We start from the raw sequence: 14,348 nt of genomic DNA on the forward strand, positions 1-14,348 counted from the left end.
CTTGCCGAGACTGCGGCGATCTGCCGCAGGAAGGTCAAGGCCAGCACCGCTTGTCGCCAGCCTGCGCATGTCTCCGCCAGCGACATCGAAACCTGCGAAATAACCACGCCACGGCATTTCGTTGCGAATGATTCTCATGTATAATGCAGCCCTGTGCACTCGGGCTCTTGCCGCTGCTGCACTGCACTGACAGCGACAACGCCCCCCCAGAGGCCAGACCTGACTGTCTTTTTTGAACGCTGGCAAGCGTTCGCAGCGATATCGATGCACTAGCCGGAAGGTGGCAGACGACATGAATGGCCCATTGGAATTGATTTCCCTTTTCGACCTTCCGCGGGGTCACGAAGGGACTGTCAGCAGCGACGACCTGACCACAGCTGACGATGCTGCCGAGCGTGAGCTGGCGCTGCGGCTGTACGAAATCGGCTTTGTCAACGGTGAGCGAGTGCGCGTCGTCGCGCGCGGCTTCCCGGGAGGCGAGCCGATCGCGGTACGCGTCGGCAGCACGATTTTCGCCTTGCGTCGCTTCGAAGCCGAGCGCGTATTGGTCGCCCCACTGCGTAACGGAAGAGCGACCGCATGAGCAGCGCCAGTGAAGCCATGAGCCTGGTCCTGCTGGGCAACCCGAACTGCGGCAAGACCGCCCTCTTCAACCTGCTCACCGGCAGCCGACAGAAGGTCGCCAACTACCCCGGCGTAACCGTAGACCGCAAGGAGGGGATGCTGACGACGCCGGCGGGCCGACAGTTCCGTATCCTCGACCTGCCCGGCGCCTACAGCCTCAACGCCGTCAGTATCGACGAGGAGATCACACGCGATGTGGTTCTCGGCACGCTCGCCGGCGAGCAACGCCCGGACATGATCGTTTGCGTCAGCGACGCCACCAACCTCAAGCTCAACCTGCGCCTGGTGCTGGAAGTCAAACGTCTGGGATTGCCAATGATGCTGGCGCTGAACATGACCGATCTGGCCAGCAAGCGCGGCATCACCATCGACGTCGCCGCCCTGCAGCGCGAACTAGGCATGCCGGTGGTCAATACCATCGCCGTCAGACGCGGTGGCGCCAGCGAACTGCTGGCCCAGCTCGAAGCGAGCGTACCCGCGCGGCTGCCTCGCCCTGCCGCCGAGCTGCCGCCACCGGCCGCCTGGCTGGCCCCCGATGTCGCCGACGTCACCGCCACGCAACGCGAAGTGCGCCGCATTCTCGCCGCCAGCGTCCGCGAGCCGGCGATCGACACGCGCTTCGACGAACGTATCGATCGCGTCGTCCTGCACCCGGTGTGGGGGCTGCTGATTCTGGCGGCCACGCTTTTCCTGATGTTCCAGGCGGTATTCAGCTGGGCCAGCCTGCCGATGGAAATGATCACCGCCAGTGTCGAAGCCTTTGGCGCATTCCTCAGCGCCCATATGCCGGAAAGCCTGCTGCGCAGTCTGCTCGTCGATGGCATCGTCGCCGGCGTCGGCGGAGTGCTGGTCTTCCTGCCGCAGATCCTGATTCTCTTTCTGTTCATTCTGGCGCTTGAAGACTCGGGCTACCTGCCGCGGGCGGCGTTCCTGCTCGACCGCCTGATGGGGACCGTCGGCCTCTCAGGACGTTCGTTCATCCCGCTGCTCTCCAGTTTTGCCTGCGCCATTCCCGGGATCATGGCCGCACGCACGATCAGCAACTGGCGCGACCGCCTGGCGACGATCATGATCGCCCCGCTGATGACCTGCTCGGCGCGCTTGCCGGTCTATGCGCTGCTCATTGGCGCCTTCATTCCGCAGACAACTATCGGCGTCTTCAATCTGCAGGGCCTGGTGTTGTTCGCTCTCTACGTTGCCGGAGTGGTCAGCGCGATGGGCGTCGCCGCAGTGCTCAAAATGACCGTCAGCAAGGGCCTGCAGCATCCACTGCTGCTCGAACTGCCATCCTACCGCCTGCCGCACGGCCGCAACCTGCTGATTGGCCTGCTCGAACGCGCGAAAATCTTCCTGCGGCGCGTCGGCAACATCATTCTCGCGCTGACCGTACTGCTATGGTTCCTGTCGACTTTTCCCGGCGCACCGGAAGGCGCTACCGGCCCGGCCATCCAGTACAGCTACGCTGGCATGCTGGGCCAGGCACTGGAAGTGATCTTCGCGCCGATCGGCTTCAACTGGCAGATCTCGATCGCCCTGGTCCCCGGCATGGCGGCGCGTGAAGTCGTCGTCGGTGCGCTGGGTACGGTCTACGCTCTCTCGGCGACGGGTGACGACGTGGCCGGGCAACTCGGCCCGCTGCTGGCAGCCGGCTGGTCGCTACCAACGGCCTTCTCGCTGCTTGCCTGGTTCGTCTTCGCGCCGCAGTGCCTGGCCACGCTGGCCGCGGTCAAGCGCGAGACCAACTCCTGGCGCTACCCGCTGCTGATGGCCGGCTACCTGTTCGCCCTGGCCTATCTCGCGTCTTTCATCACCTATCGGGTGGCGCTGCTCCTGACTGGAGCCGGCCATGCTTGAGGATCTGATTGTGTACGCCGCGGTCGCCTGTGCCGCTCTCTACGCCGGCTGGCGCCTGCTGCCGGCAGGCGCCCGTTTCTCGCTTGCCGAGCACTCGGCCACCATGGCGCTAGGCCTGGGCTTTGCGAAAGCCGATCCCGAGGCGGTGGCGCTACGCCAACGACGCGCCGCGGCCCGCTCAAAAAGCGCTTGTGGCGGCTGCAGCGGCTGCGCCGGCAAACAAGGACCACAGCCCGTGCGCTTCATCAACAAGGGGAATTTGTAGCGTGTTCGTTCGCCACCACTCCCTCAAAGCAGCCCTACACTACTCGCGCAGGGATACCGACTCCCCCGCCTGCTCGGAAAGCAGCTTCGAGAGGGCGGTCATCAGTTCCTCGCCGCCACGGGTATCCTGCCAACCACTGCCGTCCCAGCGGTAGTGAAAACCGCCGGACCGGGCAGCCACCCAAACTTCCCTGGCCGCATCATGGCGGTTGACGATGACCTTGCCGCCGTCGGCGAACTCGATTTCGAGCACGTTGTCGCCGATCCTTTCAAAGTCCAGATCGGCGCCGCTACGCTCCAGCCCGGCCTCGATCTCCTGCAGCGCTGCGTCGGCAAGCGCGTTGAATTCGCTATCATTCATCCTGTGCTAACATTTCCCGTTTTGGCGATTCGACCTATGCGGCAATATCTCGCGCTGGCTTTGCTGGCAACCCTCGCGCTCGCCGGCTGCGGCAGCAAAGGTGGGCTGACGCTACCCCCGAAACCCGTGGCCACGACACCGTCGCCAAGTCCGGCAACGGCTGCGAGCGATTCTAGCACCAGCACGGCGCCCGAGAGCACCGAGAAGTCGAGCAAATGACGCCCCGCCCGATAAACTCCTTGAGCCCATTCCACACCCGTAGCGGCGTCTTGCACGCCGAGTCGGTCGCTCTGAGCGACATCGCGAGCGAGTTCGGCACGCCGTGCTGGGTCTACTCGCGCCAGGCGCTGGAAAATGCACTCGACGAGTTCCAACACGAGTTGGCCGGGCTTGATGCCCTCGTCTGCTACGCCGTCAAAGCCAACTCCAACCTCGCCGTGCTCGACGTCCTGGCCCGCCGCGGCGCCGGCTTCGATATCGTCTCGGCCGGCGAACTCAAGCGCGTTCTGGCCGCTGGCGCCGATCCGCAGCGCATTGTTTTCTCCGGGGTCGGCAAGACCGCCGCCGAAATGGAACTGGCGCTGAACACCGGCATTCTGTGCTTCAACGTCGAATCCTCTCCCGAACTCGAGCGCCTGAACGCCGTCGCCGGCCAGCTTGGCAAGACCGCGGCGGTCAGCCTGCGCGTCAATCCCGACGTCGATGCCGGTACGCACCCCTACATCTCGACCGGCCTCAAGGAAAACAAATTCGGCGTCGCCTACGACGAAGCACGGGCACTCTACCGGCAGGCCGCCGCACTGGCGCACCTCGAAGTCAGCGGCATCGACTGCCATATCGGCTCGCAACTGCTCGACGCAACGCCATTTTCCGAAGCTCTCGACAAGCTGCTGGTACTGGTCGACCAGCTGGCCAGCGACGGTATCGTGCTGCAGCACATCGACCTCGGCGGCGGTCTAGGTATCCGTTACAGCGACGCTGATGTACCAACCAGCGTGCACGCCTACCTGCAGCCACTGCTCGAAAAGCTCAAGGGGCGACCCCTGCGCATCCTTCTCGAACCCGGTCGCCGCCTGGTTGGCAATGCCGGCGTGCTGCTCACCCGCGTCGAGTATCTGAAGCCCGGCGAAGTGAAGAATTTCGCGATCGTCGACGCGGCGATGAACGACCTCTCCCGACCTGCCTTGTACGGCTCGTGGCACGACATTGTTCCCGTGGCAGCACGTTCAGGCGACACGGCAAAATGGGAAATCGTCGGACCGATCTGCGAATCCGGCGACTTTCTCGGCCACGGTCGCGAACTGACCCTGGCCGAAGGCGACTTGCTGGCGATCCTCTCCGCCGGCGCCTACGGGATGGTCATGAGTTCCAACTACAACACCCGCCCACGTGCCGCCGAAGTGATGGTCGATGGCCAGCAGGCGCATCTCGTTCGCCGCCGCGAAAGCGCCGAGGAACTCTACGCACTGGAGCAGCGCCTGCCCTGACAAAAACGGCCGCCTTGCGGCGGCCGTGCGGACTTTCCTGAGGCAAGTCGTCTGCGCTATTTGACGACCAGCAGGCTGTCGTCCCACTTGGCGTGCTTCTCGAAGCCGAGCAGGTTGGCAATCGTCGCCGCGATGTTCGAGAGGCCGGCAGTCTCGCTCGCCTGCAGGCCAAGCTTGCCGCCCGAAACATTGTCGTAGAGGATGAACGGCACCGGATTGAGGGTGTGCGCGGTCTTCGCCTTGAACGAGCCATCGGCATTCTTCGCCGGCTGCTTGGTCTTCTTGTCGATTTCGTACATCTCGTCAGCATTGCCATGGTCGGCAGTGATCAAGGCCACGCCGCCGAGCGCGTCGATGACCGGCAGGATGCGCGCCAGTTCCAGGTCCACGGCCTCGATGGCCATCGTCGCGGCGCGGAAACTGCCAGTGTGACCGACCATGTCGCCATTGGCGAAATTGCAACGTAGCGTCTTGTACTGGCCACTTTTCAGGGCGGCGATCATCGCGTCGGCGATCTCGGCGGCCTTCATCCACGGCCGCTGCTCGAAGGGCACCACATCGCTGGGCACCTCCTGGTAGGTTTCACCGTCGAATTTGTTCGAGCGGTTGCCGTTCCAGAAATAGGTCACATGGCCGAACTTCTGCGTTTCCGAGCAGGCGAACTGGGTGATACCGGCCTTGGCAAACCATTCGCCCATGGTGTCGAGAATGGCCGGCGGATCGACCAGGAAGCGATTCGGCAGCTTGAGATCGCCGTCGTACTGGAGCATGCCGGCGTAGGTCACGCGGGGCACGCGCAGGCGATCGAACTTGTCGAAATCGGCATTTTCGAAAGCGCGCGTGATCTCGATCGAGCGGTCGCCGCGGAAGTTGAAGAAGACCACCGCGTCGCCATCATTGATCGTTCCGACCGGAACACCGGCGCTGCCGATGACAAACGCCGGCAGATCCTGGTCGATCGTGCCCGGGAATTCCACCCGCAGGGCCTCGATCGCGGCAGCCGCGCTGTCATATTGCGGGCCTTCACCGAGGACGTGCGTGTGCCAGCCCTTGTCGACCATGTTCCAGTTCGCCTCGTAGCGATCCATGGTGATGTTCATGCGCCCGCCACCCGAAGCGATGCGGGCGTCGAAGCGGTCATCGTTGGTTTCGGCCAGGAAAGCTTCGAAGGGCAGTACATAGTCAAGCGCGCTGGTCTCGGGAACGTCACGGCCGTCGAGCAGGATATGAATTCGCACCGCTTTGACGCCTTCTTCCTTGGCGCGGACGATCATCGCCCGCAGGTGGTCGACGTGGCTGTGCACATTGCCGTCGGAAAAGAGGCCGAGGAAGTGCAGCACGCCGCCCCCGCCCTTGACGCTGGCGATGACTTCCTGCCACGCAGCGCCTTGCCAGATCGAGCCGGCGGCAATGGCGTCGGCGACCAGGGAGGCACCCTGGCTGTAGACCTGGCCGGCGCCGATGGCATTGTGGCCGACTTCGGAGTTACCCATGTCGTCGTCGGAAGGCATGCCGACCGCGACGCCGTGCGCGCGCAGGGTGATATTCGGATACTTGGCAAAAAGACGATCCAGGGTCGGCTTTGTGGCGGCGGCGATGGCACTGCCGACGTCGGACTTGGCGATCCCGTAACCGTCCATGACGATGGTTACGATAGGTCCCTGAATACCAGGGAAAGAAGCAGATTTCTGCAGCATGATGATGGATTCCTGGGGAGTGGAAAGGTCAGAAGCCAGGTCGCAGGAATCGGGACAAGCGACAAACCCGCGACATCCGCGCCAGTATACCCCCAAGCCCCGCTGACCGGGATCGCCGAGGAATCGACGAGGAATCGACGAGGAATAGTCGTCGCAACGAGAGCTCGCTGGGCCTCGCCTGCCTCCGCCAAGCATGCGCGGCGTGCCGTGGCAGAGCACACAGCTCCCACAAGGCAGCAGCGCCGCCAGCAGCTACGCGGACTGCCGCAGCCGGATTCGGGTACGCACGCGCTTGAGCTTGATGCGCGCGCGAGTGCGGATTTGCTTTACCTTGGGCTGTGCGTTCGATTTGAGCCGCGGCAAACGCCGACGTTTGTGCCGGGTGGCAAACACCAGCGCGATCTTGCCGATCAGCGCCATAGAAACCAGGACCCAGAAAAGGGGATACTGAACGACGCGTACGCCGAGCGCAAGCAGATCACGCAGCAGATTGGAAGAGCTTGGCAGCGCTCCCTGCTCGGCGTCGCGGACCGCATCGAGCGCCGCGATCCGCCGCCCAAGCTGGGCACTCCTGTCCTGGCTGAAAGCGAACACCGTATCGCCATGCCCCAGCGACACCTGCCCGTTGCCAGCGCTGAGGTGAAAGCCTTCCACGCCAGCCATGGAAAAAGTGACCCGACCGTCCTCGTCGACACGCGCGTCGAGGGCTTCGCCAAGCACTTCGGCGAGCCCTTCCTCCATTCTCAAAACCGCCGCGGTGATTTCGTCTCCCAGGATGGGGGTAAACGGGTCGAGCTGTTCCGTAGGCAAAACTACCGCTGCTGCGGAAGCTCCCCGCTCCCGACTGGCAGTGACATTGACCACCGCTCGCAGCGCCCGGCGGAGCGGGTCAGCTTGCGCAGGCTTGGCAAAGTCCACGTCCTGACGCGCAGCCGGCGACGGGTCGACGAACAAGTGGACAGAAGCCGCGTGGTCGAGGCCGGGCAAGGACTCGGTCGACCAGGCGCCAGCGCTCACGGCCGCGGGCAACTCCGCAAACGCGTCGCGACTGACAGCGCCGTGCGCTGCCAGATGATCGTCATCAAGTGGATATGCTACGACCTGGGTTGCAACAAGGACCGCGGCCAAAAGGCCGAAGAACCCATGCGGTCGCTTGAAAGCTGCCATTTTGCCAAGGATCCGTAACATTAAAGAAAACCTAAGCAATGACTGTGCCTGTACTTAATCTGCCATTAAATCAGAGTTTTCTCTTGAAAACTCGAAGCGCCCGCTTATCCACTGTCAAATATTCCGACACTATCGTTTGGCACCAACCCACACCTGCTCGGCCACCTACGCGAACGGATGCGCGACGGCACAGCCCCCCGGCTTGTCCAGGCGACATCCGCGACGACGCGTCCAGGGCTGCTTTATAATCTTCAACACAGCCCTGAACGCGTTTCTGAAGAAAGCAGTTGCCAAGAACAGAAGCCCGCGCAGCGGTCATGGCAAAGGGGGAAAAATGAACGACAGATATCGACTACCCGCGGCGACAGTACTCGGCTCCACGCTGATCGCCCCTGCCGATCAGCGCTCGCACCCGGAGTGGCCAAGGCCGTGAACGAGAGATCTCCGGAACGGGTCGCCTGGCATTTCATCGCCGCTGACGAAGCGGCGACGCGCTTGCAAGCGAGCTACGACGAGGGGCTCGCCGCTGGCGAAGTTCTCGACCGCCGCGCGCTGCATGGCGAGAACCGGATTACCCAAAAGCCAGGCAAGGGGGCTCTGCTGCGCTTCGCTCTGCAGTTCGTCCAGCCGCTGGTGCTGGTGCTACTGGTGGCCGGCGTGGTTACTGCCGTCCTCGGCGAATGGGTCGATTCGGGAGTCATCTTTGGCGTCACCCTGATCAACGCGGTGATCGGCTTCATCCAGGAAGGCCGCGCCGAGGATGCGCTGGCGGCGCTGGCGCGCTCGGTGAGTAGCGAAGTCACCGTCCTGCGCGACGGCTGCAAGCAACGTCTGCCATCGACCGAACTGGTCCCTGGCGATGTGGTGCTGCTGGCGGCCGGCGACAAGGTACCGGCCGACCTGCGTCTGTTCCGCGCCAAGGACTTGCAGGCCATCGAATCGGCACTGACCGGCGAATCGACGGCGGTCGCCAAGCACGGCGAAGTCCTCCCCGAAGCCACTGTTCTCGCCGACCGCTGCAACATGGCTTATGCCGGCACGGTGATGATCACCGGCCGCGGTGCCGGGGTGGTGGTCGCCACCGGCGACCGCACGGAAACCGGCCGCATCTCGCAACTGATCGCCGAAGCACCGGACCTGACGACGCCACTGACGCGCAAGATGGCGGTTTTCAGCAACTGGCTGCTGATCGCCATCGGCCTGCTGGCGGTACTCACCTTTATCGTTGGCATGTGGCGCGGTTCGTCGGCGTTCGAAATGTTCATGGCTGCCGTCGCGCTGGCGGTCGGCGCCATCCCGGAAGGGCTGCCGGCGGCGATGACCATTACCCTGGCCATCGGCGTCGCGCGGATGGCCAAACGGCGGGCAATCATCCGCAAGCTGCCGGCAGTCGAAACCCTGGGCAGCACGACGATCATCTGTTCCGACAAGACCGGCACCCTGACCGAAAACCAGATGACCGTCCGCGAGCTTTACGCCGGCGGCGTGCAGACGACGGTCAGCGGCAGCGGCTACGCGCCCGAAGGCAAGGTCGGCGACGGCGCTGAGATCGCCGGCGCCCTGCGCGAGTGCCTGCTCGCCGGCGTACTGTGCAACGATGCCGCGCTGAGCGAGGACGACACCGGCAGCGAAGGCAAGGACCTGCGCGAACACGGCGAACAATGGACGATCGTCGGCGACCCGACCGAAGGAGCGCTGATCGTCGTCGCCCGCAAGGCCGGTCTCGACGAGGCGGCGCTGCACAAGAGCTTCCCGCGCCGCGACGAAATCCCTTTCGATTCGACGCGTCAGTACATGGCCACGGCACACGAAATCGAAGGCCAGCGCCTGGCGTACTTCAAAGGAGCTCTCGAACAGTTGCTGCCGCGCTCGCAACAGATGCTCGACGCCTCCGGACAGCCGGTGGCGCTGCGCCCCGAGGAGATCGCGGAGATCGAGAACGCCGCGCGCGCCATGGCCAAGGAAGGCCTGCGCGTTCTGGCGATCGCCCGCCTCACCACCACCACGAACACGCTGCCAGCTCTCGACGAGCACAGCGCCGATGCCGGCCTGGAGTTCATCGGCCTGGTCGGAATGATCGACCCGCCGCGCCCGAAGGCCATCGCCGCAGTGGCCACCTGTCACGCCGCCGGCATAACGGTCAAGATGATCACCGGCGATCATGCCGTCACCGCGCTGTCGATCGCCCGGAAACTCGAGATCATCAAGGAGGGCGAGACGGCCCTCACCGGCGTCGAACTGGCGGCTTTCGACGATCAGGAGCTGCGCCGGGTGGCCACCGAGGTCAACGTCTTCGCGCGCGTCGAACCCGAGCAGAAGCTGCGCCTGGTCAGGGCGCTGCAGGCCAATGGCGAGGTGGTGGCGATGACCGGCGACGGGGTCAACGATGCGCCGGCGCTGAAGCAGGCCGACATCGGCATCGCCATGGGCCAGGCCGGCACCGAGGTCGCCAAGGACGCCGCCGACATGGTGCTCACCGACGATGATTTTGCTGCCATCGAAGCGGCCGTCGAGGAAGGACGCGGCGTCTACGACAACCTAGTCAAGTTCATTACCTGGACGCTACCCACCAATTTCGGCGAGGGCCTGGTGATCCTGGCGGCGGTTGTCGCCGGCGCCACACTGCCGATCACGCCGCTGCAGATCCTCTGGATCAACATGACCACCGCCGTTTTCCTCGGTCTGATGCTGGCCTTCGAACCGATCGAGGCGAATGTCATGCAGCGCCGCCCGCGCCGACCGGGGACCCCGATTCTGGACAGCGCGCTGGTGTGGCGGATCGTTCTGGTCAGCCTGCTGCTGCTCGCCGGTGCCTTCGGCCTCTTCCTGCGCGAACTGTCGCTTGGCAATCCGCTCGCCGAAGCGCGTACGGTCGCCCTCAACGTCTTCGTCGTCGTCGAAGCGATGTACCTCTTCAACTGCCGCTCACTGACTCGCTCGGCGCTGCACGTCGGCCTGTTCTCCAATCCGGCCATCTGGTACGGTGTGCTGACCATGGCCGTGCTGCAGGCGCTGCTGACCTACCTGCCGCTGCTCAACCGCCTCTTCGCCACGGCCCCGATCGGCCTCCGCCAATGGCTGGAAATAGCCGCGGTCGGCTTGTTCGCCTATATTGTCGTGGGCATCGAAAAACGGCTGCGCGAAGCTCGCCAAGCCCACTGATGCCTGCCACTCACCGGAAAGCCTCCCGCTCGATGAAACAAGTTTTCGCCCTAATCTCCCTGGCCTCGCTGCTCGCCATGAGCTGCGGCGGCGCCGCCGCGATGTCGACCGATAGCGTTGCCCAGGAGATGACTTCGCTGTCGCTCGATCACCCAGTCGCCGCCGACGATCCGGTCGTAAGCGAGACGCGGGTAATGCTCGAGCAGGTCAGCAAGCGCAGCGGTGACGACGCGACGGCCATTTTCGCGGCCTGCCGACGCTACGCCGGTCATCTGCGCGACGCCGCCCACATCAGGGCCAGCCAGCTTGAGCTGCTCGCGGCCCTCGATACCTATGGCAAGACCGGTCAGTCGATCAACGACACGCTGCAGGCCTATGTCGCCGCACGCAAGGCGGCAGCGGACAAGACGCACGCCGCCGCGATGGCGGCCCTCGCCGGGCAGAAGTAGGCACCAGCCGCGATACGCCGCGGCAGCGGCAGCGGCAGCAACGGTAAGGGGATGGCGAAGCTTCGCCCAGCGCCACCGCGCCTGTCAGCCGGCCGCGCGCTTGTCGAGTTCGTCCTCGATCACTGCCGCCCAGGCGACTTCATCGCCGCGCGCCGCCCGCGCGGCGCGGATCAAGGCCAGGTTGCGCGCCGTCGTTTCCGGCTCCCACGATTCGCGAACGGCGGCCAGCGCATTGCCGGCAGCCTCCATTGCCGCGTCTTCGTCCTTTTGCAGGACGGCCAGTTCGAGCAGCGTCGCATGGTCCCAATAGTCCGGAGTGCCGTTCGCCAGACGTCGCTTGACCGCATAGCTGACCACCGGCAGCAGTTCAAGCCGGCGCGGATCGGGCGGGTTCTTCAGCTCCATCAGCGTCACCGCGTTGATGCCCGGGTAAGCGTCGCGCCAGTCGGCTTCGAAACCCTTCAGGTAGGTGTCGATCGCCTTGCTCAACGAGCCCTTTGCTTTGAGCAGTTCGTTGGCGTTACGCGCCTCGTCCCAGCGGTCCTTGTACACCCGCCCGAGCAAGCCATTGGTTTCGCTGCTCGCCCCGTGCTCCTTGATCAGCTCGACCAGCAACTCCTCGGCTTCGTCGCGACGCTTGAGACGATTGAGGGCAAAGCCCAGCTGTTCGCGCACCAGCACGCTGCGCGCCAGCGGTGCCGACATTTGCGCCACCAGATCGACCATCGCCTGCCAGTCGCTGAGCGCGCGATACGAGAGAAAGAGGTCGATGACCACCCCCGCTTCGAGATCCTGCACCTCGCCGAGTTCACCCGCCGCCTTCTTGAGTGCGTCCTTGCCGGCGCGCCGGGCGTCGGCGAGCTGCTTGCGCGCCTCGACCGCATAGTGCGCACAATCCCGAAAGACATCGGTTTTCAGGCGGGCGATATCGGGCGCGGTGTAGCCCTCGAGCAACTGGAAAACCGGGCTGTCGGTACTCGCTTCTCCGCGCGCAGCCCTGGCGGTTTCGAGGAGCTTGGACAAGGCCTGGCGTGCGCCCTCGACATCGGTCGGCTTGCCGTCCGCGCCCAACTGGTAGGGCAAGGCACGCAAAGGTGCGACGTCAAACGACATGCGTTCGCTGCCCGCGTAGAGCAGGACGGTGGTCGCAGGGCGCACGCCGTGGCGCAAGCCAAGCTCATAGAAGACATTGGCGTTGGCACCGGTGAGGTCGGCGACGGCAAAGTCGCAGAGAATCAGGCGTTCGTACATCGGCTTGTGAATCACCCCACCGCTGACCTCCTGATCGGCACGCAGCGCCTCCATGCCCGCCGCCTCTATCGCCGGAGCAATCAGCTCATGAAATACGGCGTCGAAATCGACCGTCGTGCCGGAAGGAATGGCTTTCTTGCCGAAAGGCATGAGTACGAAACATAGCGGTAGCATCATGGTTCTCCTTGGAACAAACGGCATTAGCAGCTCTCTCCGAGCGCCTTACCGCTGCCGCAGGCGAGCGACGTGAATCAGCGCCAGAGCAATCGGGCGGCCGGGCTCTTGTTCTATTCTGAACCCGGCCACAAACCTGGCCATGTCACGGGTGGGAGGCGCCGATGCGACACGGAACGCTTGCGGTCGATCCGCTTACCCCGTCCGTCAACCTATCCCCAAGTCGAACACCATGGGCGCCAGATAAAGCATCGCCCCATAAATCACGGCGATTGCCACGAAATTCAGCCAGAGTCCCGCCTTCATCATATCCTGAACGCGCATTTCCTCGTAGGCAAAGACAATCGCATTGGGCGGCGTCGCCACTGGCATCATGAAAGCCATCGAAGCGGCCAGTGCCGCGGGTATGGTCAGCGCCAAGGGGCTCACCCCCATGCCGACAGCCACTGCTCCCAGTATGGGCAGGAAGGTTGCCGTGGTGGCGGTATTGGAAGTCAGTTCCGTGAGAAAAACCATGGCCGTGATGGTGACCAACATGATCACCCCGATTTCGACTCCGTGCAAACCACCCACCGCATCGCCGATGGCCGTGGCCAGGCCCGTGCTACTGAACGCACCCGCCAACGCCAAGCCGCCACCGAACAGCAGCAGGACGCCCCAGGGGACGTTCTTGGCGACACTCCAATCGACGGTGAATTGGCCCTTCTCCACCGAAGCGGGGAGGGCGAACAAAAGCGTTGCCGCAAATAAGGCGATAGAAGTATCCGAGATGTTCAATCCAGTCAGATCGACCAAAAAGGAACGGGTAATCCAGAGGAGCGCCGTGATGACGAAGACCACCAGCACGATTCGTTCGCCCTTCGACATCACGCCAAGGCTTTTCAGTTCCTGGCTAATGATGTCGTGCGCGCCGGCAAGCTTCAGGTCCTTGGTCGGGTAAACGAGTTTGCACAACAAGACCCAGGTCAAAGGCAGCAGGACGACGACCACTGGCACACCGAGCAACATCCAGGTAGCGAAGTTAATCTGAATACCGTGATTCTCCAACAGGAAGCTCGCCAGCAAGGTGTTGGGCGGGGTCCCGATCAGCGTCCCTACACCGCCAATCGAGGCGCTGTAAGCAATGCCAAGCATCAAGGCAAGACCAAAGCGACGGGTTTGGTCGGCGTTATCCGAGTGACTTTTCACGAACTCGACCACCGAAAGACCCACTGCATACATCATCACCGTGGTCGCAGTATTGGAGATCCACATCGACAGGCCCGCGGTCGCCAGCATGAATCCGGCAACGATGCCTCCCGGGCTGGTGCCCACAACATTGACGATGTTCAGGGCAATTCGTCGATGCAGCCCCCAGCGCTGCATCGCAGTAGCGATGAGGAAGCCACCCAGAAACAGGAAAATTAGCGGGTTACCATAGTTGGCGGCAACGGCGCCTTCCTTGCCAATATGAAGCAGCGGCATCGCCGGAATCGGCAACAACGCGGTGACCGGAACCGGTACGGCTTCGAACATCCACCAGGTCACCATCCAGGCTGCCAGTGCGACCAGGCGCCAGGCCTCTGCCGACAAGCTTGCCGGTGCTGGCAGTGCGAGCAACACGCACATCAGCACCGGCCCCGCGACAATAGCCGCTAGTCGCGTTCGGGAAATGGGAATACTGGCCTGTGGACCTTCGCCTTCGTCCATGATTGGGTTATTGTTTTTTGTACTCATTGTGCGTCCTCAGACAGATTATGAGAAAGCTGCGCAACGATGCAAAATGCACAGCATAAAAGCAAAGGGCGAACCAGGTTGCCGCTGAGATAATGAAAGAAAACGGCAGCGCTTGCAATATGCGAGCTCACCGCCGCAGGCC

The 14,348-nt window shown here is 63.5% G+C and carries 12 protein-coding genes; 7 read left to right on the top strand and 5 right to left on the bottom strand.

From position 1 onward, the window contains the following. Window positions 1-292: 292 nt before the first annotated feature. From V5B40_RS15865 to V5B40_RS15875, 3 genes are read left to right on the top strand one after another with little or no spacing between them, the layout of a single operon-like run. The gene (locus tag V5B40_RS15865) at window positions 293-583 is read left to right on the top strand and encodes a FeoA family protein (RefSeq protein ID WP_332355380.1); all 291 of its coding nucleotides are present in this window, start codon (window positions 293-295) and stop codon (window positions 581-583) included. After that, a complete protein-coding gene (feoB, locus tag V5B40_RS15870; protein WP_332355381.1) occupies window positions 580-2,478 on the top strand; it encodes a ferrous iron transporter B in 1,899 nt (632 codons plus the stop codon). The genes V5B40_RS15865 and feoB overlap by 4 nt, the downstream gene beginning before the upstream one ends. After that, window positions 2,471-2,743 (top strand): DUF6587 family protein, encoded by a 273-nt coding sequence (locus V5B40_RS15875; RefSeq protein ID WP_332355382.1) that lies wholly within the window; start codon window positions 2,471-2,473, stop codon window positions 2,741-2,743. Before feoB ends, V5B40_RS15875 begins: the two co-directional genes overlap by 8 nt. A gap of 39 nt (window positions 2,744-2,782) precedes the next feature. On the opposite strand, the gene cyaY is transcribed toward V5B40_RS15875, so the two are convergent. After that, window positions 2,783-3,103 carry an iron donor protein CyaY gene (cyaY, locus tag V5B40_RS15880; RefSeq protein WP_332355383.1) on the bottom strand — a complete coding sequence of 107 codons (321 nt, stop codon included), beginning with the start codon at window positions 3,101-3,103 and terminating at the stop codon, window positions 2,783-2,785. Window positions 3,104-3,139: 36 nt separating this feature from the next. Between cyaY and lptM the strand changes: the two genes are divergently transcribed. Both lptM and lysA read left to right on the top strand, forming a co-directional pair. After that, window positions 3,140-3,322 carry an LPS translocon maturation chaperone LptM gene (gene lptM / locus V5B40_RS15885; protein ID WP_332355384.1) on the top strand — a complete coding sequence of 61 codons (183 nt, stop codon included), beginning with the start codon at window positions 3,140-3,142 and terminating at the stop codon, window positions 3,320-3,322. Continuing rightward, the gene (lysA, locus tag V5B40_RS15890) at window positions 3,319-4,590 is read left to right on the top strand and encodes a diaminopimelate decarboxylase (protein WP_434735881.1); all 1,272 of its coding nucleotides are present in this window, start codon (window positions 3,319-3,321) and stop codon (window positions 4,588-4,590) included. Before lptM ends, lysA begins: the two co-directional genes overlap by 4 nt. 56 nt (window positions 4,591-4,646) lie before the next feature. Here lysA and gpmI read toward each other — a convergent pair whose 3' ends face one another. Then, window positions 4,647-6,287, bottom strand: a complete 1,641-nt coding sequence (gpmI, locus tag V5B40_RS15895; protein WP_332355386.1) for a 2,3-bisphosphoglycerate-independent phosphoglycerate mutase — start codon at window positions 6,285-6,287, stop codon at window positions 4,647-4,649. Window positions 6,288-6,539: 252 nt separating this feature from the next. Next, a complete protein-coding gene (locus tag V5B40_RS15900) occupies window positions 6,540-7,304 on the bottom strand; it encodes a hypothetical protein (protein WP_332355387.1) in 765 nt (254 codons plus the stop codon). A 579-nt stretch (window positions 7,305-7,883) separates the two neighbouring features. Between V5B40_RS15900 and V5B40_RS15905 the strand changes: the two genes are divergently transcribed. Then, the gene (locus tag V5B40_RS15905; RefSeq protein WP_332355388.1) at window positions 7,884-10,616 is read left to right on the top strand and encodes a cation-transporting P-type ATPase; all 2,733 of its coding nucleotides are present in this window, start codon (window positions 7,884-7,886) and stop codon (window positions 10,614-10,616) included. 32 nt (window positions 10,617-10,648) lie between these two features. Then, window positions 10,649-11,065, top strand: a complete 417-nt coding sequence (locus V5B40_RS15910) for a hypothetical protein (protein WP_332355389.1) — start codon at window positions 10,649-10,651, stop codon at window positions 11,063-11,065. Between the two features lie 84 nt (window positions 11,066-11,149). On the opposite strand, the gene V5B40_RS15915 is transcribed toward V5B40_RS15910, so the two are convergent. Beyond that, entirely contained in the window at window positions 11,150-12,493 is a 1,344-nt protein-coding gene (locus tag V5B40_RS15915) for a TRAFs-binding domain-containing protein (RefSeq protein WP_332355390.1), read from the bottom strand. A 204-nt stretch (window positions 12,494-12,697) separates the two neighbouring features. Further along, window positions 12,698-14,206, bottom strand: coding sequence for an SLC13 family permease (locus tag V5B40_RS15920; protein ID WP_332355391.1), 1,509 nt, complete (start codon window positions 14,204-14,206; stop codon window positions 12,698-12,700). Between the last annotated feature and the right edge of the window lie 142 nt (window positions 14,207-14,348).

Origin of the sequence: Candidatus Accumulibacter meliphilus (assembly GCF_036625345.1) — a bacterium.
Classification (GTDB): domain Bacteria; phylum Pseudomonadota; class Gammaproteobacteria; order Burkholderiales; family Rhodocyclaceae; genus Accumulibacter; species Accumulibacter meliphilus.